A 26796-nucleotide genomic window follows, 5' to 3' on the forward strand; every position below is an offset into this window, starting at 1 on the left:
TCTTGTTAAAAAATTACCTTAAGTCCAAAAGTCGTGATCCTGTTTCGGGCATAGGCCGAATAATCGAAACCAGGTGTAAGGATAGAATTACGGGTAGATACTTCCGGGTCCATGCCCGAATAATCTGTCCAAGTGAATAGGTTCTGACCTGACACATACAGTTGTAAAGCCGTTAGTGATTTAATCATCTTTTTAGGAAAACTATAGCTTAATTGTACCGTTTTCAATCTAAGGAAAGAACCATCTTCAAGGGTACGTGTCGAATAAATGCCCCTTGGTCCAGCACCATCAATACCATAATAGGTGTTGTTCTGATGATCTGGTGTCCAACGGTTGTTATAGCTTGCAAATTGGTTCAAATTTGGTCTGTTTGCAGGGTTACCTTCCAACATTAACCTGTTAGCATTCATAATGTCGTTTCCATAACTCCATTGGAAAAACACACTTAAACTGAAATTTTTGTAGTTGAAATTGTTATTGAAACCGCCAATGTGTTTTGGTAAGCCTCGACCAATAATCACCATATCTTTCTCATTCACCACCCCATCACCATTTTGATCTACATATTTAATATCACCTGGCTTTATGGTGCTACGGTCGTTACCATTGGTGGGTACGGTGGCTTTTAGGGTATAACTGCCGTCAGCTCTTTTATCAAAATCTGAATATTGGTAATTACCCGCCCATACTACCCCGTAAAACGATCCTACAGGCTTACCAACCTGAGCAAAATAAAGGGGCGTTCCATTATAATCTCCTGTAAAAGAAACATTGGTCAGCAAGCTCGATTCTCCATCTGTTAAGGCCAGTACTTTGTTTCTGTTGAAAGAGATATTAAAATCACTTGTCCACGAAAAGTTCTTGGTTTTGATGTTCACGGTGTTCAAGGTAAACTCTAACCCTGTGTTTTGTATCTTCCCAATATTCCTAATCACGGTATTGAAACCAGAACTTAGTGGCGCACTAGCATTCAAGAGCAAATCGCTGGTTACTTTCTTGTAGGCATCAACGGTAAGGTTAATTCTATTTCTGAATAAAGAAAGTTCGTAACCAATATCTAATTGTGACGTCCTCTCCCATTTTAAATCGCGGTTACCTAAACTATTGATGACCATTGCATATTTTGGGGTTTCACCATTGAAAGAATAATAATCACCTACATCCAATGACATATAAGGTGCGAAATCGTTGATGCGGTTGTTACCTGTTACGCCATAGCTGATTCTCAATTTAGAGTCAGACACGAAACGCAGTTTTTTCATAAAGCTTTCTCTTCCCATTTGCCATGCAAAGGCTGCCGAAGGGAAATAGGCCCATCTGTTTTCTCTGGTAAATTTTGAAGACCCATCGGTCCTGATTGAGGCGGTAAACAAGTATTTAGATTTATAGTTATAATTTACACGGCTTAAAAACGAGACTAACGTGTTTACGCCTGCAGACGAAGTTACGGAATTAGGAATACCTAACTGCAAAGCTCTCAAGCCTAATTCTTCATTAGGAATATTGATCGCCACAAAACCATAATTATCCATATTGGTTCCTTGAGCGGTTGCTCCCAATAGCACATCAAATTGATGGTCTTTATTGATACGCTTTTTATAAGTCACCGTGTTTTCACTCATCCAATCGTTTAAGGTAATTTCACCAAAAGAACCATTTACGCCCAAAAGGTTGTTAGGGGTGGCAAATCCACGGTAGGTATTAGAATTGTTAAAACTTTCGTTTCTGGTGATTCGGGTGTTGTAACCACCACGAATGTTCAGTTTCAAGTCCTTCGAAATATCATAGGTAATACCCGCGTTAATGTTCAAAGTGGTTCTTCCTTGCTGACGGATTTCGTTTTTGGTGGATACAATGGGGTTCATCACCAAAACAGTAGCTGAACTTACATCATCATCAAATAAATCTTCGAAAAGATCAGCTCCTCCCGTATTTAAAGGTCTGTAGCCCCAAACCCTGTACATTAAGTAAGTCGCATAAGCATTGGCACTTGAGGCTTGACTGGCTACCGTTTGTCCGTAGTTTTTATCGTAGGCGTAATTAATGTTTAAGGATGCTTTTAGTTTGGTATTGATGTTTTGATCAATTGCTGCACGCATTTGTTTTCTGTTCAATCCAGAACTAATAATTACTCCATTTTGATCTACAAAATTAGCTGAAAAAGAATATTTGGTTTGTGCAGTACCACCACGAAGCGACAAGCTGTGGTTATGAGCCAAAGCATTTCTAAAAAGATGGTCCTGCCAATCAATCTGGTCGGCATTTTTATAGTCTTGTAAGGTGTATCCAGGTTTGGTGAGATACATATCCGTCATGCTTACGGGATCTCTGTCCAATTGATAGCGCACAAAATCATAAGGCGTCATCATCTCCATTCTCTTGGTAGGTTCATGATAGCCAACAAATGCATTGTAAGAAACTTGTGGTTTACCGATTTTTCCTTTTTTGGTTTCAAGGATGATGACTCCATTTGCGCCTCTAGTACCGTAAATAGCCGTCGCTGATGCATCTTTTAAAACACTAATCGATTCGATATCGTCAGGATTAATGGAGCTTGCATTAAAATCTTCAATAGGAAAACCATCAACTACATAAAGTGGTGCATTACTTTGGGTAATGGAGTTTCCTCCACGGATCACGATATTGATGTCATCGCCAGGCTGTCCTGAATTGGATGAAACCTGCACACCTGCAATACGGCCCGCTAATGCTTCTTCAAATGAAGTTACCGGAGCCTTCGTCATTTCTTCAATCTTCACCTGACCTACAGCCCCTGTAATATCTTGCTTGTTCACCTGCCCATAGCCAATAATCACCACTTCTTGTAGTGCTTTTGGGTCTTGCTTTAATTTAACAGGCGCATTGCCAAGGTTTTTAACTGGTATTTCTCGTTGTAGATAACCTACCATCGTCAATACAATAGTTTCGGTATCCCGTGCCCGCAGCGAAAATTTCCCATCTTTATCAGAGGCTACGCCACGCTTGGGATCTTCTTTTACCCTTACGTAAACACCTACCAAAGTTTCGCCTTCTTCGTCGGTAATGGTGCCGCTAAATAGCTTTAAGTCCTGTTGCGCGTAGGCACTGCCAAAACAGCACAACAATAACAACAAAAGCTTCGTAGTTTTAAAAAGGTACTGCATTATCGCTTCTATTTAAAATTCATATCTGTCTATTGTCAATCCATGCTTCGGGACAAAAAAAGATTGCTCCGAAATGAATTAACTTCATTTGGTTATTAAAATTTACTGGAGAGATCGTTGTGTTTTCGCTTGTTTGCTTAGTGCAATCGTTGGATGTTCATACCCATTAATTTGTCTTCGGTTTGTTGGTTGTTTATTTAGTTTGTTTAATGAGATTTCAAGGCCCCATTATGCTTGGTTAAGTATTTGGTTTTTCTACATTATAAAGATAGCAGATAACTTTAAACGAGTAATTGTGATTATTAGCTATTTATTGTAGTATCTTATCATATAATAATTATCCTGCTATAAATGCCAAAAACATAAGTATTTGCTTTTACAACAATAAAACAAAAGTTTGCAAAATACAATAGCCTTAAAAAGTATTTAAGGCTATTTGGTAACATGTTTGATAAAATTAGGGTAATTTATTTCCAGGAAAGATCTTTTCTATCATAGAACATAAAGGTACCATACTCAGTACCCACTACCAGATTTAATGTTTTGCCGTCACCTCCAATATAAGCGGTAGTTGGTGCACACTCATGTGCCCCTAAAAGAATATCATAGCCTTTAAACTTCATCATTTTTGGGAATTCATATAAAGGTTCAGAATCTGTACCTGCATTACGCATGAAAAGTACCGCAGCCCCTTCGCCTTTCTTTTTGCGGAAATAGGGTAAACCATTGATAGGATTTGGAATGGCGGCACTTCTTCCCGTACCAATCAACAGATCTTTTACACCATCACCGTCCCAATCTACAATTTGGGTTTTGGCCCTGCCTACTTGTCCACCCTTACGACGATGTCCGTTGATAAAAGTTCCATCAGTTAATTTGAGTTTACCCCCATCGCTTACATTATAGGCATCTATTTTATAATAAAGATGAAACTGATTATCGGAATCTAAAATCACATAGGCATCTTTTCCTGCCATATTTCCTACACCTGGAATGGAGCGCCAACCTCCATGCACATTCAACCCTTTATAAAAAAGTGGCTTTTCTACGTCTAGCTTTGGTTGGGCTTTAGTACCAATATTGAGATACACCATAAATTTACCACGACTATCACCCGTAAGGATGTCAGGCAAACCATCGCCATTCCAATCGTAAACCACTGGACAAACGTAACCCCATCGGGCTTCATGTGGCCCTTGGATGTCTTCGCGGTAACCTGGTTGCACATGAATAGCTACCCCGCCAGCCTTTAAAGCCACAGGATCTTGATAAGCAGGTTTTTGGTTAGTTCCTGTATTTTTAAAAAACAAGATGTTACCTGCCGAATTTCCCGAAACAATATCGATTAAGCCATCGCCATCCCAATCGGCCAAGCTAGGCACTACCAGCGAGCCACCGTACAACAAAGGATTTTCTTGTTTTACACTAATCGCCTCTTCAAAAATCAGATTGCCTTGTTTGTCCTTTTGTTTTGTATTTGGATAATAAACAATTCCTCCTTCTCCAGAAATAAAAACGCCTTCGGTTTTACCTTCTATTTTAAAATAAGCAGGAAAGGCGTTTACGGTTGGGCTACGACGCAGGATATACTTTTGATCGACCACATATTTATTCGGAAAAAGCTGTTCCCCATCTATTTGATAGGCATGGATATTGCCCATGCGAGTACCACAAAGCACATATTGTTCTTTATCATTAAGCTGGAAACTGGTGTAACCACTAATGCCAAAATAGGCTTGATCCAATTCTGTTAATGGCTTTGCTTCCAATTTGGTAAGATTTTCCAAATCATTAGCTACCGCTCCATAAATGCCCACTTCCGACAAAGGATTAGGCCAATACCCTTCTGGGGTATAATAGGCACTATCCACTTTCATCTTTACATTTTCTGTATTTGGCTTTGGAACAGTAAACAAAAATAAGTACTTGCCCTGCAAGGTTCTCACCACACCAAAGGTTGACATGCCCCAAGGCAAACCATTAATGGTAATATTTCCTACCCCTTCAAAACTATTGTTTTTAGGGTTGAAGTTGGCCTTTTTCAGCAGTTTGCCACCAAAACGCCAGAAACCAAAAATTTCTTGATTAGGATTTTGGAGGATGATTGCCTTATTCTCACCAGTATCTTCAAAAGGCAAAGTCAGCTTAATCCCTTGAGAAAAAATAGGCTCTCCTTTTTCAGTCAATTTTTTAAAATGGTATAGGTAGGTACCTGGTGCCCTGATATCCGATTGTACAAATAAATCTGGATAGTCATCATCGTTCACCTTGGCCGTTCCCATTACTATTCCAGTTAAAGAAGGCGCTGCGAAATTACCGATACCATTGGCAGCACCATTTTTGATGGGCTGCCCGCTTACCAAGAAATCGCTTTGCGCCAATGCACCAAGGCTATTTAAACTTAAAGCTAGAAAGAAGATATGACGTTTTAACATTACTGCTTGATAAACTTATTACTAATGACTGGCTGCCCTTCTACCCATAAACTTGCCAAATATACGCCCTTGTTTAAAAATGCAGGCAAGGTTAAACGTTCTTCGCCACCAGCCAACTTAATCTTTTGACTCAATATTTTCCTGCCCACCATATCATGGATTTCGATGGTTGCATTTCCATTGAGGGACGAGGTAAAAATATTGACCACGTCCTGTTGAGCAGGAGCATTAACTTGGAAATGATGCTCGCTCATTTTAACCGACACTGCTATTGGTGTCGAAAGCTTGCTATCCCCATTAAAATCAACCTGCTTTAACTGGTAATAATTTAAACCCAAAGCGGGGTTATTGTCGGCATAACGGTATTCACTTTTTTGAGTGGTTGTTCCTTTACCTTCCAGTTGGTCCAAAGCCACAAATGGTGCTCCATTTGTACTGCGCAGAATTTCAAAACGGGCATTGTCTTTTTCTGCCGAAGTGGTCCATTGTAGTTGCACTATATTTTTATTGGCTTTACCAGAGAATTTCAAATCATGAACTGGCATTACCTGGTCATCATCAGCAATAGTGCCTGTAAAGGTAAGCACGGTCCTACCTGTAGTACTACTTTCACCTTTACCAAAACCAAAACCTCTTTCCGAATCGGCACTTCCCACATCGGCACCCCAAGCGTAAATCCTAAAATAAACATTCGTGGTACCACTTAGATTTTTAAGAGCAGCAAGGTGCTTCAAACTAATTTCATACTGATCTTCTCCTTGTGTATCAGTCAAACCAATACTATTGTTACCCGTATAAATTTCCGTGTAGGTGATATTATCCAAACTGAAATACCATTTATAGTTTTTTACCGATTTAGCATTGGAAGTTCTCAACCTGGTCTTAATGCTACTTAAACTGATTTGCTTAGTAGTATTTAAGTTAAGTACCGCTTGAAAATAAGCACCCGTACTTTGCGCAGTGGCAAAATTAGCACCCGCAGCAAAGGTTGCTACATAAGATAGCGTGGAGTTATTGACATAAGTAGCACCTGCACCTCTACTCAATGTTGCTTGTTGTACATCTGGATGGATGATATTGGCATTAATGGCCGAGTTTTTCGCAGCCAAATCATAATTCCAATTAGCCAAATCAACACCGTTATAAATCGCACTGCCACCTACAGATAAGCTAGGTGTGGTATCTCCCGTACCATACCTTCCAATGCCAAATCCACCTGCATTGGTTAATGCCCCCCAACCGTAAACTCTAAAAGTCACCGTTTTGGTATCATCTAAGTTCTGAAGTTCTGCAATGGCTGATAAATCGACTGTAGGCTGCAAATCCCCTTCGGTATCGCCAACAAGCACATTGGTACTTTGCGTGATTTCCTTAAAATTTGTTCCATCTAAACTGTAGTACCAACTTGCCATCGTTGGACCGCTACCATTTTTACGCAATTTGACATTTAGCGTAGCCAATGAAACCACTACATCTATTTTTGGCTTTACCGTAAAAGTATAATAGTCATTATTGGCAATAGCAGTAGCTTTTGAGTTGGCCGAAGAGCCTGCTACGCCATAAGCACTTACGGTAGAATAATACCCTCTGGCTAAACTTAAGGCAGTTAGTCCAGCACCTCTGGATAAGGTTGAGGGATGTAAATAACTATTATTGGTAGTAGCATTTAAACTTCCCGCAACTACTCCCGATACGGCACTGAACTGCCAAGCCAATAAACTAGGCGGTACTGGTGGAATAGCTTTCACCTCTCCACCTACTATTAAACTAGGAGTGTTGTCTCCCGTAGGATATCGTCCTATGGCAAAACCGCCGCTTGACGTGGTTGCACCCCAAAAATAGATACGGAAAGTAGCCTTTTGTGGCGCCGCTAAATTTTGCAAGGGAACCAATCCCCCAACATGAATGGTAGATTGTACCACCCCTTCACTATTACTATCGGAAAAAGGAATATTATAATCGCTTATTTCGGTAAAGTTAGTTCCATCGGTACTATAAGCCCATTTATAATAAATTGCACCTGCCGAATTTCTGCGCAATTTAGCATCAATACTATGAATAGAAGCCATATACCCTGATTTGGAAGCTACCTCAAATTGCAAGTATTGGTTATTAGTGATGGCACTGGCCAAAGAACTAGCGGGCGAAGGTGCTGTGGAATTAAAAGAACGCAGCAAACCTGCGGTATTGGCCAAACCAGCCCCGCGACTCAAAGTAGAAACACCTAAATTGGCATGATTAAAAGTTGAGGCACTGGTGGCTTGGCTTCCAGCAGCATCGGGGTTACTGAACTTCCACGACAAAATAGGGGTTGATTGGGTTTGAGGTAACAAATCAGCAGGAGAATCGGTCAACTGCTTTGTTCTGAAGTTGGTAATGCGATGAAAAGTAATGAGGTTGGCATTATGGTAGCGCTCTCCATACCAAGCCGTGCGACTAACCGCCACAATATCATTTCCCTGAAATTGCCAATCCGCATATTGAAAACCAAACACATCCCAAGTTTTTACGGGATAGCCCTCATTCCATTTAATGATGTCGTATTTGTGGTCCCAGGTCACTAAATCAGAAGAAGAATAAAGTGCTAGAACATTTCGTTGATGCGATGGCAGATTATAGGTTTCCCAAGTATCAGTAAATACACTGATTTTGCTTACAATGGTCCAATATTTACCTGAAGTTGCATCATAACGAATGGTGAATTTAGATTCCGACCCTGGGAAATGAGCATACTCTGCAGCAGTATTTCCAAATGAAACCGTACTACCATCAGCACTTACCGAAATCTTGGCTGCCACCTCATAACGTTGTAAACCTGTAGCTCCTCCAGTAGTAATGGACATGCCACCTCCTACCGCTTGCCAAGTTTCCAAACGCATAAAATCTACCACATTACCACTTGGTGTAACTACAATATTTCCCTCAAACCAATTAGGGCGTTTGGCATTCAGCCAACTTTCATCGAACCTAAGGATATTAGACTTTGTCCAATTGGAAGCATCTAACAAATCGGAATTGGCAGGCGCAGAAAGTACGAAAGCATGAAAATCTCTTTCATTATCAGGGTCAGGGCTTTCCTCATAAGCACGCCAAACCCTGCCATTGTGAACCACTACTGGTACGGGACCCGTATGGTATCTACCGCTTAACAACAAACCTGAGGTGTTGTCTATCGCTCTTGTCCAGCTATAACCACCATCCAATGATTTATAAATCACTACATCACCAAATGATTTTGCGGTACCCATTAAATAAAGTGCACTGTTATGTACAAATAAGGTTGCCCAATGGCAATTTGGCACTTGCGTGGTGAAACTCCAAGTTACCCCGTTATCGGTAGACCTGTAAATGGAACTTACTGTTCCTGTATAATCATGAGAAACTACATAACTCCCATCAGGCAATACCACAATACTTGGCGAGGCATAACTGCGTGAAAGCGGATTGGGACTTTGCGCAATAACGGTACCTGGGAAGTTAGTTTGCGCTTCGGCACTGAAGACAATATTTAATAAGGAAACAAAAAGGCAAATGACCATGCATTTGACACTGCTGATCTTCTTCATACGGTTAAGCTTAATTATTTGGATAGTTTATCCAAAAATAAGGCTCATAAACCCGCTTAAAGTACAACTTGTTAGCTAATTAGTATAGGATGTTAGCGTTTGGTGTAAATACACCCTCTTTGTCCTTTGGACATCTATTGATACGTATGTTATTATTTTGACATCAATGAGCTCGCTGCGCTTCGGTTCTCCCTGTGAGGGAGAGAAAAGCATTTACTAAAATTCGGCTAAACGATCAATGTTTGCAACGCAGAATGCTCATAGCACTAGCTGTCCCCTCTCCTTTTCAAGGAGAGGGCTAGGGAGAGGTTCTCTACTAACAAAACCTGCTACTGCATTACGACACCCAATCGAGCTGGCCACGACGAACAATTGGAAAACTATGCAAACTAACCACTAATCACTAACAACTATCTACTAACAACTAGCCACTAGCCACTAACAACTATCTACTAATTCCTAACTCCTAAAGTCCTACCTTTACAGCATGAATCCCGAGCTTTTAAAAGATTTAGTACAAATGCGAATGCCCTTTGGCAAATACCAAGGCAGACTATTATGTGATTTGCCAGAATACTATTTAGTTTGGTATCATCAAAAAGGATTTCCCGCTGGAAAATTGGGAATGCTACTAGCTACGCTATATGAAATTAAGCTGAATGGTTTAGAGTATTTATTACAACCATTAAAGAGATAAGTTTTCCATAAAAAAACCTCGTAGGTTTTAAAAACCTGCGAGGTTTATGAATTCTTCGCTGTACTTAGAATGATAAAGAATTAAAACTTCAAGTTCAAGCTTAACAAGAAATTACGAGTAGCTTGCGGATAAAAGTATTTATAGCGGCCAAAATCTCCATTAGATAAATAAGCACCACTTCCACCATTAGCTTCATACTTCACGTTAAAGATGTTGTTCACCAAAAAGTTTAAACCAACATTCTTAACACCAGGTAAAGCCAAGTTATAAGTCAAACGCACATCATTGATAAAGAAAGCATCCAAAACACGATCACTAGCAGAAGTATTATCTAAGTTCTGCTCACCAACATATTTACTGATCAAAGCTATTCCCGCATTTTTATAAGTGTATGCAAACTCATTTGAAGCCACAATTTTCGGCGAGTAAGCAATATTAGTATTGCTATAGTCAAAAGTCAACAAAGCACCATCTATCGTATCATCATAAACATATTCCGTAAAGTTCTTGATCCTACTTTGGCTCAAAGTAGCCGTTGCCGACCATGAAAAGTTCTTCACGATCTGCCAACGGGCATCTAATTCTAAACCGATACGGTAGCTATCAGGCACATTCTGACGAGTTTGCCCACCCACTTCATTCAACTTACCTGTGTTGATCAATTGATTTTTATACAACATGGCAAAACCATTGGCACCAATATTAAAGTTAGACTGTTGTGTTCTGTAACCAAACTCAATATCTGTTAAACTTTCGTGCTTAGGGCGTGTTCCTGTATTCGAATCTGTAAAATCTCTACGGTTAGGCTCCTTGTTACCTACCGCTACCGAAGCATAAACATTGTTCTTGTCATCCAAGTTGTAGCTTAAACCAAATTTAGGATTGAAAAACTCCAAACGTGCATTCTGTTGCGCAAAGTTCTTCGCATCAACCTTACCATAAAACGAATAGAAAACATTACGATATTGCAAATCAGCATAAATATTAAGCTTGTCTAATTGATAACTTACCCTACCAAAAATATTGAAGTCACTTTTAAAAGCATCGTTATCATTATATCTGTGGCGTATAGAGCCCGAGCCATCATAATTAGCATACTGTGCCCAAATCACTTCATCAAAGTGATTACCTTCATAACGGTTATAAGCACCACCCAAAGTAAAATTCAAGTTGCTTTGCGGGGTGTACGACAATGAATAAGTACCGCCATAAAAGTTATTATCCAACCATAAACGACGTACCAAATCAGATTTTTCAATAGTTCCAATAGGAAGGTTAGAAACAGGATCTTTAATAATCACTGGGTTGATTGAATATTCCTTTAAATCCTGTGCAGTTTTAAACTCCTCATAGTAACCTCTACCATACGTATAGTGCAAAGCCGCATTGGCTACCAATTGTTTGGTGATGTTACGAGTATAAAACAACTGGTAGTGATCTTGTTGGTAATTATCCGTTTGATTATCGTACGTAAAATCATTATGCTTGCGATCAGTTTCTAACATCTCTTCGCTAATACCGTTCCACGCTTGGTAAGTCTTCTCCGTTCCACTAAATACATTTAAACGCAAGATGTCGTTTTTACCATAGTAGGCACCCGTTACAAAAAATGACTTCAAGTTAGAAGACGCCCTATCCACATAACCATCAGATTTAATTCTCGACAAACGAGCATCAAAACTAAACTTATTGTTAATCAAACCTGTCCCCGCACTTACTGTGTTTCTCCAGGTTTGGTAAGAGCCGTAGGTGTTGTTCAATTCTGCATAGGCCGAATCTCTTCTCGTAGTGGTTTGGATATTCAAACTCGCCCCAAAAGCACCCGCCCCATTGGTAGAGGTACCTACGCCACGCTGTATCTGAATATTATCTACCGACGAAGCCAAATCTGGCAAATTGATAAAAAAACTACCCTGACTTTCAGCATCGTTCAAAGGAATACCATTTAAGGTTACATTAATACGGGTAGCATCGCTGCCCCTAATACGTATTCCTGTATAACCTATACCAGCACCCGCATCAGAAGTCACCACTACCGATGGTGTTTGGTTCAGCAAATAAGGCAAATCCTGTCCCTGATTCGTTTTTTCCAAATCAGCTTTGCTTAAGTTCTTATAGGTAAAAGCCGCATTCTTACTTACCCTTGTAGCACTTACCACTACCTCATCGGCCACAAACGAAAGCTGTTGCAGTACAAAGTCCAGTTCCGCATTAGCTGTTAAGTTTACTTTTTTCTCTTGCGTAGCAAAACCTACATAACTAATGGCCACCGTGTAGCTGCCAGCAGGTAAGTTGGCAAACTCGTAAACACCATTGGCATTACTTGCCGCCGTAAATCCCTTGCCTTTTAATTTCACGCTTGCACCAGAAAGTGCTTTTCCATCTCCTTCGGTAACCTTTCCCGAAATCTTGAACTGTGCCATCGCCAAAAACGGACACAGCAATGCAGCCAAAACTGCAAATTTTAAATTTTTCAACTTTTTGTTGTTTTTTAGTTAAACCCATCGGTAAGTAGGGGTTACTCCCGACTTTAGTTAAACTTCATAAACCATCCCTACGCCAGCATTACCTGGATCAGGTGCATTTAAGTTTCAAGTTGAAGGTTTAAAGTTTAAAGTATGGGCTGTCCAAACTTTTTACTTTTTACTTTACACTTTTTACTTAAAATGGGTATGATCTCAGCCTTTATTTGTGTTTTATGCAAAACAAGGCACCCCTTATTGATGCTGCAAAGCTATATCTTTTTTTCGAAAAGCAAAATCCGTAGCACTTATTTACCGAAAGTCCTGCTTTTCGTTGCAATCTTTTTGCCCTACTATAGTGCTGTCATCCCGAGGTACGAGGGATCTCTACTGACCTAGCACGTAACCTACAGATTCTTCACTAACGTTCAGAATGACAGCAACAAAAAGTATTTCCACTACAATCAGGTTTAATGGGCAAATCCATCTTACCAACTTTGCGTCCTTCGCGTAACCCCCTTTATTCCTTTGCGGTACTATCATTAAAAAACGACATCAATAAACCTTATTTTATCACAAAAAGATTAATCAAGTTGCGCAAAGCAATGCTGTGACAAAGCCTAACCTCGTAGGTTTTAAAAACCTACGAGGTTTCCCTCAAAACAAAAAGTATTTCCACTACAATTAGGTTTAACTAGCAAATCCATCTTACCAACTTTGCGTCCTTTGCGATTACTTGATCAATCTTTGCGGTGAAATTTCTAAATCTTTTAATAGATTACCGCAAAGGGATAAAGAGTTACGTAAAGAAGTATGAAACCAATTCAAATTCATCCTATCTTTAAACAACAAAACAAATCTCATGAACGACGATTACCTCGATAGTGCCAAAAAGCAATTTCAGTATTACAAACAACTTGGCGACAAAACATTTGCCCAATTAAACGACGATGCCCTGTTTTGGCAATTCAACCAAGATAGCAACAGCATCGCCATCATTGTAAGCCATCTATCGGGTAATATGCTTTCACGTTGGACTGATTTCCTTTCTACCGATGGCGAAAAGCAATGGCGCAATAGAGATGAGGAATTTGAACAGCAAATCACTTCCAAACAAGAACTTGTTGCCAAATGGGAAAAAGGTTGGGATTGCTTATTCCACGCCATCAACCCTTTAACCGCTGCTGATTTAAACCGAATCATTTACATCCGCAACCAAGGACACACCGTCTTAGAAGCCATCAACCGACAGCTTGCACATTATCCCTATCATGTTGGTCAAATTGTAATGTTGGGTAAAATGTTGGCAAAAGATGGCTGGCAATCGTTGTCTATTCCCAAAGGAAAGTCACAAGCCTATAACCAAAATAAATTTGCCCAACCAAAACAAAACAAGCACTTTACCGATGATTATTTAGATAATTCAACCACACAACAATCGTCATGAAACAAGACACAAAAGACTATAACAACCGGCAAACTGAAGTAGACAAAGCCATTTGTGACTTACTGGCCAATAGCATTAACCAACATCTCCCCGAAGCCGAAAACAAGGTATGGCATGCACATCCCGTTTGGTTTTTAGACGGCAATCCCATTGTAGGTTACAGTAAACTCAAGAACTGCATACGCTTGTTATTCTGGAGCGGTCAATCTTTTGAAGAACCTACCCTAAAAGACGAAGGAACTTTCAAAGCTGCCGAAGCGCGCTATACCGAGGTTGAGCAAGTGAATGTCGATGATTTAAAACGCTGGCTGGAAAAAGCAAGAGCTATCCAATGGGATTATAAAAACTTGATTAAACGCAAGGGTAAATTGGAAAGGCTGAAATAAGAATTAATGATAAAAAAGTATATCCACCTAGCAATGAGCATAGCATTGCTAATGTTTGCGGCCTGTAACAGCAATCCGTCAGCGATTAATATAAAGAAAGTGTTTATTGATTCCACTTTTTTGGTGGAGCTAAAAACTTCTAATCTAAAGGAAATAAAATCTATCAACAATTTCCATATCGATGATAAAGGAGATCAAATCTATGCTTTAATAAAGCGTAGGATGAAATTTTGGGTGTATCGCGAAGAAGCCATCAGCTCAGAGATAAGTATGAAAATCATTTTATCTACAAAACCATATGACATGGGCTTAGATGGCACATTAAATGTCGTGTTTTTAGGACTATATGATAAAGAAAATCAGCTTATTGATTTAATGAGGATTGGCAAATACGCAAGTTTTTCAGATACTGACGAATTAGAGACATCTATTATCAATGACAATCAAATCGTGAAGAAGAAAAAAAGTAATGAAATTTTGGATGATGGGCAAATTTATCAAACCACCATTAATGAACATTATCAAATTACGACCAACGGAAAATTCAAGAAACTTGAATGAAAAGCAAAAGATGATAAACCTCTCCCTAACTCTTTCGATAGATCGGAACAGGTACTCCTAAAAAATAGGAGAACGATGTGGCCATCTAATAGTTTCCATAAAAAATTAAAAAAACTTATTAAAGATAGCTGATGATGGGCGAGTTAAAATGAAGGTAAAATGCAATTCATTGACACAAAACCTCATTATTTTTCGTAAATTAGAAATACAACCTCATCTTTTTTACAATACTCATCTTAAACCCCGTAAAACTCCGTAGAAGTGCGTACAAGTCCGTAAAAGTCCGTACATATTACAGTACTCCTAGAGGTTTTCTATAGTGTAGCTTTACTTTAACTTGTATGCTTATGGCTTATCCCCACTTATCGCAAGTCTTAAAGCATGGGAAAAGCTAAGACCGACTTGGTGCGGGATCATTTCTATGCTGCAAACACCAAAATCACCACTCCCCTTCCCAAGCACTCCTCTATCCCTACAGATAGAACCGAAGCGTAGCGAGCTCATTGATACCAAAACAAAATAAACAACCATCAATAAAAACCGCACAGCGGAAAGAGGGCTTTACCCACAAAACTTCTATCTAACCTCACTAATTAAAAACAAGGCGGAGCTCGTAATACTAGATTATCTCCATAACGCAAACATCAAAATTACCAACCACCATTCCCAAGCACTCCTCTCTCCCTACCAGGGAGAACCGAAGCGTAGCGAGCTCATTGATACCAAAACAAAATAAACAACCATCAATAGAAACCGCACAGCGGAGAGGGTTTTATTAATCGTTAACAAACCTATGTTCCTACGTCATTTAACCTTAACTTTGAGTATCAATTATCAGGCGCTATGGTCAAATTTGGATACACTATTCTTTACGTTAACGACGTTACAAAATCAATTGAGTTTTATGAAAAAGCCTTCGGTTTTACCAGAAAATTCATCACTCCCGACAATGATTATGCAGAACTAGATACTGGAAACACGACGATTTCCTTTGCTTCACATACCTTAGCTGCTTCCAACTTGAAAGACGGCTTTACCCCTAGCGAGCTCAGCGATAAGCCTTTTGCCATCGAATTAGGTTTTGTTACCGATGATGTAAATGAAATATTCGAAGTGGCTGCAGAAAATGGTGCTACAAAAGTAGCAGCGCCCAAACAAAAACCTTGGGGACAAACGGTGGCTTATCTAAGAGACATCGATGGATTTTTGATTGAGATCTGCACCCCAATGGGATAAACCATAAAAACAGAGGTTTTAAGTAAGCATATCATCGATTATTTAGAAAAAAAGCCGATAGTAAACAGTCTACAACGGTTTCACTTTGGTGATAGAGAAGGTGTATTTACCCAAATCGTATCCTTTAAAATCCGCTACTTTAATTACCTTCACATCAGCACGTTTGCCTTGTTTGTAAAGCATTCCTGTGAGGTGATAATTCTTATCTTTATTCAAGTCTTTCAACAAATCATTTGGCACAATGCCATCAATCTGTAATTGGATATAGTTGAGCACTGAACCTGATGGACGAGTATTGTCGTTATAACCAGTAAAAGTCGCAATCTTAAAGCCTTGACCATTAAGCAAGGTATCCCTTAAGCCTTTAAACTGCATAGGCATTTCATTAAGAAACTGTTCCTCATTGCTCCACCTAATCACTTCCCTTTTAAATTTTTCAGTAATTTCTTCATTAGCCGTTTCACCACTGGTCCATTCTGGATGCTGTGCAATAAATTCATTTACCTTTTGCTCCACAAAAACATTAGAAGGTGCAACAGTTTCTTTAGGTTGATTACTAGTACACGATACAGCCACAGCTGCTATTAATATTAGGAATAATCTCTTCATATTTGGCAATTTTAATTATAAAGTTAAAGAAAGTAAGTTTTCGTTAAAAACAGCTAATTTGCTTGTAAAAGGTTTAATACGTTTAGGCTCTCTCTTACTGCTAATGTCTAAAAAGCACATACCCAACACAATTGGCCGTCATACCCAACTCGATTGGGTATCGTAATGCATTAGTAGGCTTTGTTAAATTCTAGCTGCTGAAAAGCAAATACTCAAGTCAATTGACTGGCATTGCCAGCTAGACTGGTCATCATGCCCAGCTCGACTGGCCGTCATACCCAACTCGATTGGGTATCGTAATGCCCATGGCAGGTCTTATGACGCTTTAAGATTCCCGCCTGCGCGGGAATGACGCCACAGTGACATGGTAAGTTTACTACAAAAAAGCCTTCCAGTATCAACTGAAAGGCTTTAATATGATCATGCGTTACAAAACTCGTAACCCGTAACTCAAAACCCGCAACCCAACTACAAAGCCGCTAAACTTTCCTGAATAGTTGCTATTTTCGATTCGGCATCAGCTTTTTTGTTCCGCTCATTTTGAATAATTTCTGGTTTTGCATTCTGTACAAAACGTTCGTTGCTCAACTTCGCATCTACCGATTTAAGGAAACCTTGCAGATACTCCAGTTCTTTGATTAAACGTTCCTTTTCTGCTTCTACATCAATATTTTGGCTTAAAGGAATAAAGAACTCATCCTTACCTACCATAAAACCAGCTGCTCCCGCTACTTTATCGTTGACCACTTCAGCTTTGCTAATGTTAGCCAGCTTGCAAACGATGTTCAGCCAGTTATCGTAAACTACATCAGAATTAATTTTGATATTCAACGCTAAAGCTTCTTTAGGAGAAATCTGACGAGTATTTCTTACATTTCTAATTTCCGAAACCAAACCCTTGATCAACTCAGCTTCTTTCAATAAAGCTTCATTCACCTCTCCTACTGTAGGATAATCGGCTACGATACAGCATTCCATTTCACCACGTTCACCAAACAGTTCATCATGGTAAAGTTCTTCAGTAATGAACGGCATAAACGGATGCAATAACCTTAAAATCTGCTCAAAGAACTTCACTGACGCCGCTCTGGTGGCCGCATCAACAGGCTGTTGATAAGCAGGTTTCACCATCTCAAGGTACCAAGCACAGAAATCGTCCCATACCAGCTTATAAGTTGCCATTAAAGCTTCCGATAAACGATACTGTTTAAAATTATGTTCAATTTCCGTTAAAGCTTCACTAAAACGACTTTCGAACCAAGCAATGGCCTGCTCGTTAGGATTAGCCAAAGAAGCATCAACCTCCCATCCTTTTACCAAACGGAAGGCATTCCAAATCTTATTGGCAAAGTTCCTGCCTTGCTCACAATACGCTTCATCGAACATTAAATCGTTACCTGCTGGCGAAGACATCAACATGCCTACTCGTACTCCATCGGCACCATATTGCTCAATTAAACCAATTGGGTCTGGAGAGTTACCTAGTGATTTAGACATTTTACGGCCCAGCTTATCACGAACGATACCTGTTAAGTACACATTAGTAAATGGCTTCTTGCCCGTAAACTCCTTTCCAGCCATGATCATACGAGCTACCCAGAAGAACAAAATCTCTGGAGCTGTTACCAAATCATTGGTTGGATAATAGTAATTGAAATCTTTATTGTCAGGATTTTTAAAACCATCAAAAACAGAAATTGGCCATAACCATGACGAGAACCAAGTATCCATTACATCTTCATCTTGTGTAATAAATTCTTCGGCTTGTTTCCTAAAACCAGCTTTGCTTTCTTCACTCCAATCCCTGCGTTCAGGCACACGGTTAATCAGCTCCTCTATCGCCTCTTCTTTGGTTTTAGCCACTACAGGTTCTTCGTGTTGGAAATACCAAGCAGGAATGCGTTGTCCCCACCATAATTGACGAGAGATACACCAATCCTTTACGTTTTCCATCCAATGACGGTAGGTATTGATAAATTTCTCAGGAATCAATTTCACTTCGCCATTCAACACCTCTTCCAAGGCAGGTTTAGCCAACTCTTCCATTTTGCTGAACCATTGTAACGAAAGTTTAGGCTCAATTACGGCATCGGTACGTTCCGAGAAACCTACTTGTGATTTATAATCTTCTACCTTTTGTAAATGACCAGCTTCTTCCAGCATTTTGGCAATCTTTTTACGGGCAATAAAGCGGTCTTCACCAATTAAAATCTCTGCTTTATCATTTAAGGTACCATCATCATTTAAAATATCGATTACTGGCAAATGATGTTTTAAACCAAGTTCGTAGTCATTTAAATCGTGGGCAGGAGTTACTTTTAAACATCCTGTTCCAAAATCCATCTCCACATAATCATCTAAAATGATGGGTATTTCGCGATTAATTAAAGGCACAAATACTTTTTTACCATGCAGATGTTTGTAACGCTCGTCGTTAGGATTGATACAAATGGCACTATCGGCCATAATCGTTTCAGGGCGAGTAGTGGCAATGGTTAAGCAAGTGGTTTCATCTAAAATATCTTTGGCAGTACCTGCAATATGGTAATGGATATAGTACAGCTTCTGGTTTACTTCCTTACGGATTACCTCCTCATCAGATACCGCAGTTTTACCTGCTGGATCCCAGTTTACCATACGTACGCCACGGTAAATATTTCCCTTTTTATACAAATGGATAAAACTGTTGATTACCGCATCTGAAAGATCTTCTTCCATGGTAAAACGAGTTCTGTCCCAATCGCAGCTTGCACCAAGTTTCTTTAACTGTTCCAGGATAATGCCGCCGTATTTTTCTTTCCACTCCCAAGCATATTTCAAAAACTCTTCACGAGTGATGTCTTTTTTATTAATGCCTTTTTCTTTAAGCATGGCTACTACCTTAGCTTCCGTAGCAATAGAGGCATGGTCGGTACCAGGAACCCAGCAAGCGTTTTTACCCTGCATACGAGCCTTACGGATCAATACATCCTGAATGGTATTATTAAGCATGTGCCCCATGTGCAAAACTCCCGTAACGTTTGGTGGCGGGATGACGATGGTATAAGGTTCACGCTCATCAGGCTCTGAGTGGAAAAAATGTTTATCCAACCAGTAGCTGTACCATTTTTCTTCTGTTTCTTGCGGATTGTATTTTGTAGATATACTCATTTATATGGTAAAAAAAATTTAATGCAAAAATATGGTTTATTAAGGAGATTTTAAAGGGGGATGATACTTTGTAAGACCTTTGCCCTACCGTCATTGCCAGCTCGACTGGTCGTCATACCCAACTCGATTGGGCATCGTAATGCCTTAGCAGGTATTATCAACGACTTAAGATTCCCGTATGCAGAGAATGATGCTTTAACGATGGGTGCTAAGTAAACTCGAAGGGCTATCAACACCAAGCCAATTGATGATATCTTGAACCAACTTAGCCCTATCGTCATTGCCAACTCGATTGGTCGTCATACCCAACTCGATTGGGTATCGTAATGCCTTAGCAGGTATTTCAACGACTTAAGATTCCCGTATGCACGGGAATGACGGAACAATGAAACACATGGCTATATTCAAGCACCCTAAAAGCAATTACAAATCTTCATTAAATAAATCTATCCAATTAGGGTTTTCAGTAGCAATTAATTTAATCTTCCAATCCCTATTCCATTTCTTTAATCTCTTTTCATTGGCTATGGCTTCAACAATAGTAGAATAAAAACAATAATACACTAGTTTATAGCAATTATATTTTGCAGTAAAAGATTTCGGATAAAGTTTATTTCTATGCTGAGTTACTCTTGAAAATAAATCAGAAGTCACGCCGATATACAACACTGTATTGTATACGTTAGTCATTATGTATACACAACCTCCCCTTTCCATACAATATAATTAGTTAATTATATTCAATATAATCAAACAAACATTCGCAAACAACCTACCCTTAAACCACTGACGTTAAAAAACTTAATCACCATTTGATAAAAAACATTTTTTTATTAAGTTTGAGTATACCTATTGTAAAAATGCATCTAACCAAACATAACCACTGCACAGCAGTGTTTAAGGCAAACAATGTCATTGCCTACTTCAACCTCAAATTCAAAAAAATGCGAATTTGGCATCCGCTCACTTTGTATCAATACTTTCGCGCTCCATAAAGCGCACTTTCCGTCACCGTCATCACCTACCGAAACTTTCAGATAAACCAGCACCGTCCAATAATATAAGCAATATCTTCCCATCAGCACTGGTTTAAATTCTTCTCTTTTTTCTTGCTCCTACCCCGTCATTTGATGATTAATCCCACAAGCATAAGTGGAGACCAGAACCCACTTTAAAAAACGGGGCGTAACCGAAAAGCCTTACGATTAGGAAACTTAAATGAAAAACAATGAAAAAAAACTTAGCTGAATTTTTAGGCACCTTTTGGTTGGTACTGGGAGGTTGTGGCAGTGCGGTATTAGCTGCTGCCTTCCCCAACGTAGGCATTGGGCTAGTTGGCGTATCTATGGCCTTTGGTTTAACAGTACTTACCATCGCTTATGCTTTAGGGCATATTTCGGGTGCACATTTAAACCCAGCAGTAACTGTTGGCTTATGGGCGGGTGGTCGAATTAGCTTTAAAGACGTTTTGCCCTACATCATTTCTCAAGTTTTAGGTGCTATTGCCGCGGCAGCCGTATTGTACGTAATTGCTACTGGCAATGGAAGCAGCATTGGCAATTTTGCTGCAAATGGTTATAGCGAACATTCGCCAGGAGGTTACAGCATGAACTCGGCTATTGTTACTGAAACGGTAATGACTTTTATGTTCCTCATCATTATTTTAGGAGCAACCGATAAAAGAGCACCGAAAGGCTTTGCTGGGATAGCTATTGGATTGGCACTTACATTGATCCACCTGATTAGTATTCCAGTAACTAACACTTCCGTAAATCCTGCTAGAAGCATTAGTCAGGCCGTATTTGTTGGCGATTGGGCATTGTCTCAGCTTTGGCTATTTATTTTATTTCCAATTTTGGGAGCTATCATTGCCGGATTGATTTACAGGTTTTTTGATAGCGATAGCAAAGAACAACACACTGATTAATTTTGCTTCATTATATGATAGACTTACGGAGTATTGAAACTTCGTAAGTCTTGGTGCTAAGCTGTCTAAAGTGGTTCAAAAAAATAACCATTAAGAAATTAAGAAGATACTAAAACTTAATGTCCCTTCATGCCTTAATGTTTAAAAAACTAAAATATTCTTAGGTGTTCATTTTCATTTGAACCACCTAAGACACCTTAGTTCATCTAAGCCTATCAAAAGATTAAAATCTTCTTAAATATCTAAAATGTATCTGAAAATCAACCATTAAAAAATTAAGACGATACTAAAAACTTAATGTCCCTTCATGCCTTAATGTTTAAAAAACTAAAATGTTCTTAGGTGTCTTAGGTGTTTAATTTTTTTGAACCATCTAAGACCTACCCACAGAGTAAAATGTTCAATGTCTAAAGTGGATCAAAATAAAACATCCATAAATCAAATGGTTTCCTTTAATTTGTTTTATCATTACTTCACCATACGCACATAAACCAATCATATGACCATCATTGATTTAAAAGAGAGAACTGATTTAGCCAACGATATGAAATTAGGCAGTATCTATGCCCAGTTTGGGGTAGTGCTTAATGAGCTGAGAAAAAAACAACTGAACGAAGACTTAATTAAATCCATCAATGCGTTTATTGAAACTATTAATGCTTCTTCCGTTACGGGTAACGATTTAAGAAAACTAGTCAAACAAGCGCAAACAGCTATCTTAAAACAAGTAGAGAAGGAACATAAAATAGTGACCAAAAACCATTACAGAAACCTTTGGATGTTACTTGGCTTTACTGCCTTTGGTCTGCCTATCGGTGTGTCTTTTGGTTTAAGTGTTGGCAACATTGGTTTAATGGCTGTAGGTTTGCCTATAGGGATGGCTATTGGCGCAGCCGTTGGCTCATCCATGGATAAAAAAGCATTTGCTGAAGGTAGACAATTGGATATTGAAATAAAATCTTAAACCCATATACGAACTATCATTATTATTGATATTCAAATGAAGTAAACCCCTTTCTGCCTTTAAGGAAGAGAACAGTACTCAGGAAAGGCTTTGGTATTTTTGGTGTTTGCAGTACAAAAATGATTTAGCACTAAAAATACCCTCTCCTTTTTAAGGAGCACCTGTTCCGATACTTCGGAAGGGCTAGGGAGAGGTTTCCTCAATAACCCTTCATTTCTTCAATTAGCCAATATCCAAAGATCTCTCCATTCCGCTGTGCTTCAGTCGAGATGACGCACCATTGAACCAATGAACGGAATGAACTAATGAACCAGTTAACGGAATGAACCAATGAACCAACTATAAAGTAAAACGATAATTAGCACCTAAAGCGAACCAACGTTTTGGCAATGGCACGGCAGCTACTTCGATATAATTTTTATTTAAAAGATTGGTTACTTCGGTATAAACGTTCCAGTTTTGTTTACCGTACAATAAGCGTACATCAGCAATCAGGTACGGATTTTTCAGTTCTCTTTCTATCCATCTCCCCGCTAGCGTTAATTGCCAATTCGTGTATTTATAAATCAATCTACCTAACGCTTGGTGTTTCAAGTTTTCCAACACATACTTAGAGGTTACATTGCTTGCGTAGCTCATTTCACCTGCATGCAGGTAGTTATAACTCAACTGATAACTTAAATTACTTCTACTGTTAAAATTGATGGATTGTCCAATCCCCACGTTAAAGCCTTGAATTTTATTGTTTCCAAAATTTTGTGGCTGATAAGGCACCGCAGAAGAATTCCTTACCCAATCAATAAAATCTGAAATATTACGATAAAAATATCCACCTTGTACATTAAAGTTATCCGATTTGTATTGCAATGAAAGCTCATACTGCCAAGCATTTTCGGAAGTTAAATTAGGATTCCCAATATTCCCTGGACGTTGGTTCAAATACAAATCAGTGAACGAAGGGATACGCTGACTAGAACCCACATTAAATGCCAGCTTCCATTTTGGAGCAAACAAATAAGCAGCATCTAAACCAGGGAAAGCCTGCCAACCATATTGCGTATTGTAATTTACATAAGTACCGATATTTAAAAGCAGATTTTTAAGTGCTTCAGTCTTATATTCTACATAAGCACCATGGTTATACCTTTCCCTATCGCCAATATTGGTACTGTTAATATCTTCAGAACGGCTTTCTACCCCAAAACCAAAATCACCAATGGTAGAACGTAAAGTACTGTTCAACTCTGCCGACCATACACCAGTTTGATGCAACGACCTAGCTCTGGTTAAATCATTACGAAAATAACGATAATCATCCCAGTTGTAACGGGCACTTACTCGCGGACGAATATTAAAGTTTTTGCTCAATTGATGCGATGAGCCAACCGCAAACAAAGCAGTCTCCACAATTTCAAAAGCCTCTTTATCACCAGGAGCGGCATAATATCCGCTAGCACCAAAAGCATTGTTAATGTAGCCACCCATCAAGTTCAACTTGTTGTTTTCATTGAAATCGATATTCCCTTGATAGAAAAATTTATGGTCATAAGTGCTACTATTATAACGTTGTCCATTATAATCGGTAACGCCAAAGCCAACCAAATGCTGACTGTTTTTACCTGCCATATTGATAGCAACTTGAGCCGCTGCACCACCGTAAATGCCCTTACCATCGCCAACGGCTTTATCATCAAAAGAAGAACCTGCTTGAAGGTTCACATCTATAGCAGATTGTTTACTTGCTTTGGTAACAATGTTGATAGCACCTGTTAAAGCATTAATGCCATAAACCCTTGCTGCAGGGCCTTTTAGCACCTCTATACGCTCGATTGCCGATAAAGGCACAGGTATATTCATGGAATGGTGAGCCGTTTGAACATCAGATATTTTTACACCATTCAGCAAAATAAGGGTTTGCTCAAAGCTCCCCCCATCAATACTGATATCTGCCTGCGTACCAAATGGTCCACGTTGACGTACATCAGCGCCAGCAATAAAGCTCAAAACCTCATTGATAGATTTTACAGGCATTTGGGCAATTTGTTCCTTGGTAATCAGTTGAATGTTTCGGGCCTGTTTGGAAAAAGGAGTTTGTAGCCTATTTTCAGAAATGATAATTTCATTCAACTTAGTAGTGTCCTGCTTGTTTTCTTGGGCAAAAGTGAAAGTTGAGGTGAGCGTAAGAATCGACAGTAAAATTCTCTTCATTATTGTTTTTATTTTTAAAGGTTGAAATGTTTCAAAGTGGCAATGCTTAGCTAACCCAGTAGCTTCTTCGTATTCTTTGTGTCTTTGCAGTTAAATGTCTTCCGATACCTAACTTGGCGCAAAACTCGTATCTTTCCGGAACATTAAAGTAGTCCAGTTTTAAGAATATGAGTAGTCCGGCTAAAATCCCTTTTCTAAGTTTTATACAATTAGACAGAAATGCCAAAACACCTATTTTTTTACAGTTGGCACAGCAGCTCATTAATGCCATTCAACGAGGATATTTAATGCCAGGTAGTAAAATGCCAGGTAGTCGTACCCTGAGCGAGCTATTACAATTGCATCGCAAAACGGTTATTGCAGCTTATGAAGACCTACACCACCAAGGCTGGATAGCCATACACCCTAATAAAGGTGCTTATATAATGGACAACAAAACCAACAGCGAGCGTCCATATGATGCCTTGGTTTCGTTAGCGCATTACCCCACCCAAACAGGATACAGCTTCAAACAATCCAGTATTTTAGATGATCCTTTTGAGCAAGCGACTTGCCACTACCAATTTAACGACGGCAGTCCAGATATCCGCTTAACCCAAGTACATTACCTTTCTGGTCTTTATAGCGCCTCAATGAAACGCAAAAACATGCGTCAAAAAATGTCTGCAAGCAGTTCGCAGGATGGCATGTACTTTAAGGAACAGCTCAGCAATTATCTCAATATCTCCCGCGGTCTGCACATCTCTAAAAACAACCTACTCATTACCCGAAGTACCGAAATGAGCCTCTACATTATTGCCCAGCTTTTAATTGAACAAGGTGATACCGTATTTGTAGGGGAGCTGAGCCTTTTTACCGCCAATATGATTTTCCATAAGGCTGGTGCCCATATCAAAACCTTACCTGTAGACGAAAATGGGATTGATGTGGATCATTTGGCCGAAAAACTGAAGACCTCTAAAGTGCGAATGGTGTACATTACCCCACACCACCACTACCCTACCACCGTTACCTTAAGTGCGCAACGACGGGTACAACTACTTCAATTAGCACAGGAATATGGTTTTATTATAGTTGAGGACGATTACGACTACGATTTCCAATACGAGAAAAGTACGGTGATGCCCCTAGCTAGTGCCGATTTAAGTGGAATGGTGATTTACGTAGGTTCTTTTGGCAAATCCCTAGCCCCCTCCTTTAGTACTGGCTTTGTAGTTGCCCCTCAAAACCTTATCCACGAAATGCAGAAATACATGGGCATTTTAGATCGGCAGGGCGATTTGGTCATGGAACAGGTTTTAGGGGAAATGATTGCCGAGGGCGATATTCACCGTCACCTTAAAAAATCATTAAAAGTTTACCTCGAACGACGAAACAATTGTTGCGCACTGTTGGCCAAACATTTCACCACACAGCTTTCATTTAATGTACCTACAGGTGGCCTAGCCATTTGGGCCGAATGGAACACCCCCATCTCCCTGTTAAAACTTGCTAAAGACTGCCGAACCAAAGATTTGTTCATCCCTAAAAACATCCTTTATCAAAATAAAAAAACTACCGCCATGCGCATTGGCTTTGGACATTTAACCACAGAAGAAATGGAAAGAAGCTTGGAAATTATGAGTAGTTGTTTGGTTGGTTAGTTGCTTGTTTAGTGAGCTCTGCTGTCATTCAGATCGTAGCGAAGAATCTTAAATTACCACCTAAGAAACCTTAGTACATCTAAGACCTATCCTAAAAACTAACATATTCTTAAATGTCTAAGGTCGTTCAAAAAATAAACCATTAAGAAATCAAGATAATTGAGACGATACAAAACTTAATGCCCCTTCATGCCTTAATGTTAAAAAAACTAAAATGTTCTCAGGTGGCTAAGGTGGTTCAAAAAATAAACCATTAAGAAATTAAGATAATTAAGACGACACCAAACTTAATGTCTCTTCATGCCTTAATGTTTAAAAACTAAAATGTTCTTAAATTTCTAAAGTGGTTCAAAAAATCAAAC

17 protein-coding genes are annotated in these 26796 nt (G+C 39.2%); 8 read left to right on the plus strand and 9 right to left on the minus strand.

The genetic code is table 11. The annotated features are described in order from the left end of the window. Nucleotides 1-5 precede the first annotated feature (5 nt). The 3 genes from DUT70_RS06670 to DUT70_RS06680 form a co-directional block, all read right to left on the minus strand. Nucleotides 6-3143, minus strand: a complete 3138-nt coding sequence (locus DUT70_RS06670; RefSeq protein WP_113646467.1) for a SusC/RagA family TonB-linked outer membrane protein — start codon at nucleotides 3141-3143, stop codon at nucleotides 6-8. Between the two features lie 467 nt (nucleotides 3144-3610). Then, a complete protein-coding gene (locus tag DUT70_RS06675) occupies nucleotides 3611-5578 on the minus strand; it encodes an FG-GAP repeat domain-containing protein (protein WP_205529745.1) in 1968 nt (655 codons plus the stop codon). Beyond that, nucleotides 5578-9144: a T9SS type A sorting domain-containing protein gene (locus tag DUT70_RS06680; protein ID WP_113646468.1), complete on the minus strand. Its 3567-nt coding sequence runs from the start codon at nucleotides 9142-9144 to the stop codon at nucleotides 5578-5580. Before DUT70_RS06680 ends, DUT70_RS06675 begins: the two co-directional genes overlap by 1 nt. Before the next feature lie 487 nt (nucleotides 9145-9631). Here DUT70_RS06680 and DUT70_RS06685 point away from each other — a divergent pair, with 487 nt between their 5' ends. Next, nucleotides 9632-9841: a DUF3820 family protein gene (locus DUT70_RS06685; protein WP_113646469.1), complete on the plus strand. Its 210-nt coding sequence runs from the start codon at nucleotides 9632-9634 to the stop codon at nucleotides 9839-9841. 80 nt (nucleotides 9842-9921) lie between these two features. On the opposite strand, the gene DUT70_RS06690 is transcribed toward DUT70_RS06685, so the two are convergent. Next, nucleotides 9922-12318, minus strand: a complete 2397-nt coding sequence (locus DUT70_RS06690; RefSeq protein WP_113646470.1) for a TonB-dependent receptor — start codon at nucleotides 12316-12318, stop codon at nucleotides 9922-9924. Between the two features lie 847 nt (nucleotides 12319-13165). Between DUT70_RS06690 and DUT70_RS06695 the strand changes: the two genes are divergently transcribed. The 4 genes from DUT70_RS06695 to DUT70_RS06710 all read left to right on the plus strand — a co-directional run bounded on the left by DUT70_RS06695 (nucleotide 13166) and on the right by DUT70_RS06710 (nucleotide 15933). Continuing rightward, nucleotides 13166-13750, plus strand: a complete 585-nt coding sequence (locus DUT70_RS06695; RefSeq protein WP_113646471.1) for a DUF1572 domain-containing protein — start codon at nucleotides 13166-13168, stop codon at nucleotides 13748-13750. After that, entirely contained in the window at nucleotides 13747-14136 is a 390-nt protein-coding gene (locus tag DUT70_RS06700; RefSeq protein WP_113646472.1) for a DUF1801 domain-containing protein, read from the plus strand. Before DUT70_RS06695 ends, DUT70_RS06700 begins: the two co-directional genes overlap by 4 nt. 33 nt (nucleotides 14137-14169) lie before the next feature. Further along, entirely contained in the window at nucleotides 14170-14697 is a 528-nt protein-coding gene (locus DUT70_RS06705; protein WP_128353321.1) for a hypothetical protein, read from the plus strand. 843 nt (nucleotides 14698-15540) lie between these two features. After that, nucleotides 15541-15933: a VOC family protein gene (locus DUT70_RS06710; protein ID WP_113646474.1), complete on the plus strand. Its 393-nt coding sequence runs from the start codon at nucleotides 15541-15543 to the stop codon at nucleotides 15931-15933. 69 nt (nucleotides 15934-16002) lie between these two features. On the opposite strand, the gene DUT70_RS06715 is transcribed toward DUT70_RS06710, so the two are convergent. From DUT70_RS06715 to DUT70_RS06730, 4 genes are all read right to left on the minus strand, one after another. Beyond that, nucleotides 16003-16542 carry a hypothetical protein gene (locus DUT70_RS06715; RefSeq protein WP_113646475.1) on the minus strand — a complete coding sequence of 180 codons (540 nt, stop codon included), beginning with the start codon at nucleotides 16540-16542 and terminating at the stop codon, nucleotides 16003-16005. Between the two features lie 468 nt (nucleotides 16543-17010). Further along, nucleotides 17011-19692 (minus strand): valine--tRNA ligase, encoded by a 2682-nt coding sequence (locus DUT70_RS06720; RefSeq protein WP_113646476.1) that lies wholly within the window; start codon nucleotides 19690-19692, stop codon nucleotides 17011-17013. 423 nt (nucleotides 19693-20115) lie between these two features. Beyond that, complete coding sequence (locus DUT70_RS06725; RefSeq protein WP_113646477.1) at nucleotides 20116-20409, minus strand: GIY-YIG nuclease family protein; 294 nt, start codon at nucleotides 20407-20409, stop codon at nucleotides 20116-20118. Between the two features lie 149 nt (nucleotides 20410-20558). Next, nucleotides 20559-20771, minus strand: coding sequence for a hypothetical protein (locus tag DUT70_RS06730; protein ID WP_113646478.1), 213 nt, complete (start codon nucleotides 20769-20771; stop codon nucleotides 20559-20561). Between the two features lie 149 nt (nucleotides 20772-20920). On the opposite strand from DUT70_RS06730, the gene aqpZ reads away from it, so the two are divergent. Further along, the gene (aqpZ, locus tag DUT70_RS06735) at nucleotides 20921-21619 is read left to right on the plus strand and encodes an aquaporin Z (RefSeq protein WP_113646479.1); all 699 of its coding nucleotides are present in this window, start codon (nucleotides 20921-20923) and stop codon (nucleotides 21617-21619) included. A gap of 499 nt (nucleotides 21620-22118) precedes the next feature. After that, nucleotides 22119-22583 carry a hypothetical protein gene (locus DUT70_RS06740; protein WP_113646480.1) on the plus strand — a complete coding sequence of 155 codons (465 nt, stop codon included), beginning with the start codon at nucleotides 22119-22121 and terminating at the stop codon, nucleotides 22581-22583. A 339-nt stretch (nucleotides 22584-22922) separates the two neighbouring features. On the opposite strand, the gene DUT70_RS06745 is transcribed toward DUT70_RS06740, so the two are convergent. After that, nucleotides 22923-24791, minus strand: coding sequence for a TonB-dependent receptor plug domain-containing protein (locus tag DUT70_RS06745; protein WP_113646481.1), 1869 nt, complete (start codon nucleotides 24789-24791; stop codon nucleotides 22923-22925). A gap of 167 nt (nucleotides 24792-24958) precedes the next feature. Here DUT70_RS06745 and DUT70_RS06750 point away from each other — a divergent pair, with 167 nt between their 5' ends. Further along, nucleotides 24959-26434: an aminotransferase-like domain-containing protein gene (locus tag DUT70_RS06750; RefSeq protein WP_113646482.1), complete on the plus strand. Its 1476-nt coding sequence runs from the start codon at nucleotides 24959-24961 to the stop codon at nucleotides 26432-26434. Nucleotides 26435-26796 lie beyond the last annotated feature (362 nt).

It is taken from the genome of Pedobacter chitinilyticus (assembly GCF_003313385.1).
In the GTDB taxonomy this organism is placed as follows: Bacteria; Bacteroidota; Bacteroidia; order Sphingobacteriales; family Sphingobacteriaceae; genus Pedobacter; species Pedobacter chitinilyticus.

What these genes read in the sequence shown, in the direction of transcription:
- DUT70_RS06670 (WP_113646467.1), bottom strand. Translation starts at nt 3,143, where the DNA reads ATGCAGTACCTTTTTAAAACTACGAAGCTTTTGTTGTTATTGTTGTGC.
- DUT70_RS06675 (WP_205529745.1), bottom strand. Translation starts at nt 5,578, where the DNA reads ATGTTAAAACGTCATATCTTCTTTCTAGCTTTAAGTTTAAATAGCCTT.
- DUT70_RS06680 (WP_113646468.1), bottom strand. Translation starts at nt 9,144, where the DNA reads ATGAAGAAGATCAGCAGTGTCAAATGCATGGTCATTTGCCTTTTTGTT.
- DUT70_RS06685 (WP_113646469.1), top strand. Translation starts at nt 9,632, where the DNA reads ATGAATCCCGAGCTTTTAAAAGATTTAGTACAAATGCGAATGCCCTTT.
- DUT70_RS06695 (WP_113646471.1), top strand. Translation starts at nt 13,166, where the DNA reads ATGAACGACGATTACCTCGATAGTGCCAAAAAGCAATTTCAGTATTAC.
- DUT70_RS06700 (WP_113646472.1), top strand. Translation starts at nt 13,747, where the DNA reads ATGAAACAAGACACAAAAGACTATAACAACCGGCAAACTGAAGTAGAC.
- DUT70_RS06705 (WP_128353321.1), top strand. Translation starts at nt 14,170, where the DNA reads ATGAGCATAGCATTGCTAATGTTTGCGGCCTGTAACAGCAATCCGTCA.
- DUT70_RS06710 (WP_113646474.1), top strand. Translation starts at nt 15,541, where the DNA reads ATGGTCAAATTTGGATACACTATTCTTTACGTTAACGACGTTACAAAA.
- DUT70_RS06715 (WP_113646475.1), bottom strand. Translation starts at nt 16,542, where the DNA reads ATGAAGAGATTATTCCTAATATTAATAGCAGCTGTGGCTGTATCGTGT.
- DUT70_RS06720 (WP_113646476.1), bottom strand. Translation starts at nt 19,692, where the DNA reads ATGAGTATATCTACAAAATACAATCCGCAAGAAACAGAAGAAAAATGG.
- DUT70_RS06725 (WP_113646477.1), bottom strand. Translation starts at nt 20,409, where the DNA reads ATGGAAAGGGGAGGTTGTGTATACATAATGACTAACGTATACAATACA.
- DUT70_RS06730 (WP_113646478.1), bottom strand. Translation starts at nt 20,771, where the DNA reads ATGGGAAGATATTGCTTATATTATTGGACGGTGCTGGTTTATCTGAAA.
- aqpZ (WP_113646479.1), top strand. Translation starts at nt 20,921, where the DNA reads ATGAAAAAAAACTTAGCTGAATTTTTAGGCACCTTTTGGTTGGTACTG.
- DUT70_RS06740 (WP_113646480.1), top strand. Translation starts at nt 22,119, where the DNA reads ATGACCATCATTGATTTAAAAGAGAGAACTGATTTAGCCAACGATATG.
- DUT70_RS06745 (WP_113646481.1), bottom strand. Translation starts at nt 24,791, where the DNA reads ATGAAGAGAATTTTACTGTCGATTCTTACGCTCACCTCAACTTTCACT.
- DUT70_RS06750 (WP_113646482.1), top strand. Translation starts at nt 24,959, where the DNA reads ATGAGTAGTCCGGCTAAAATCCCTTTTCTAAGTTTTATACAATTAGAC.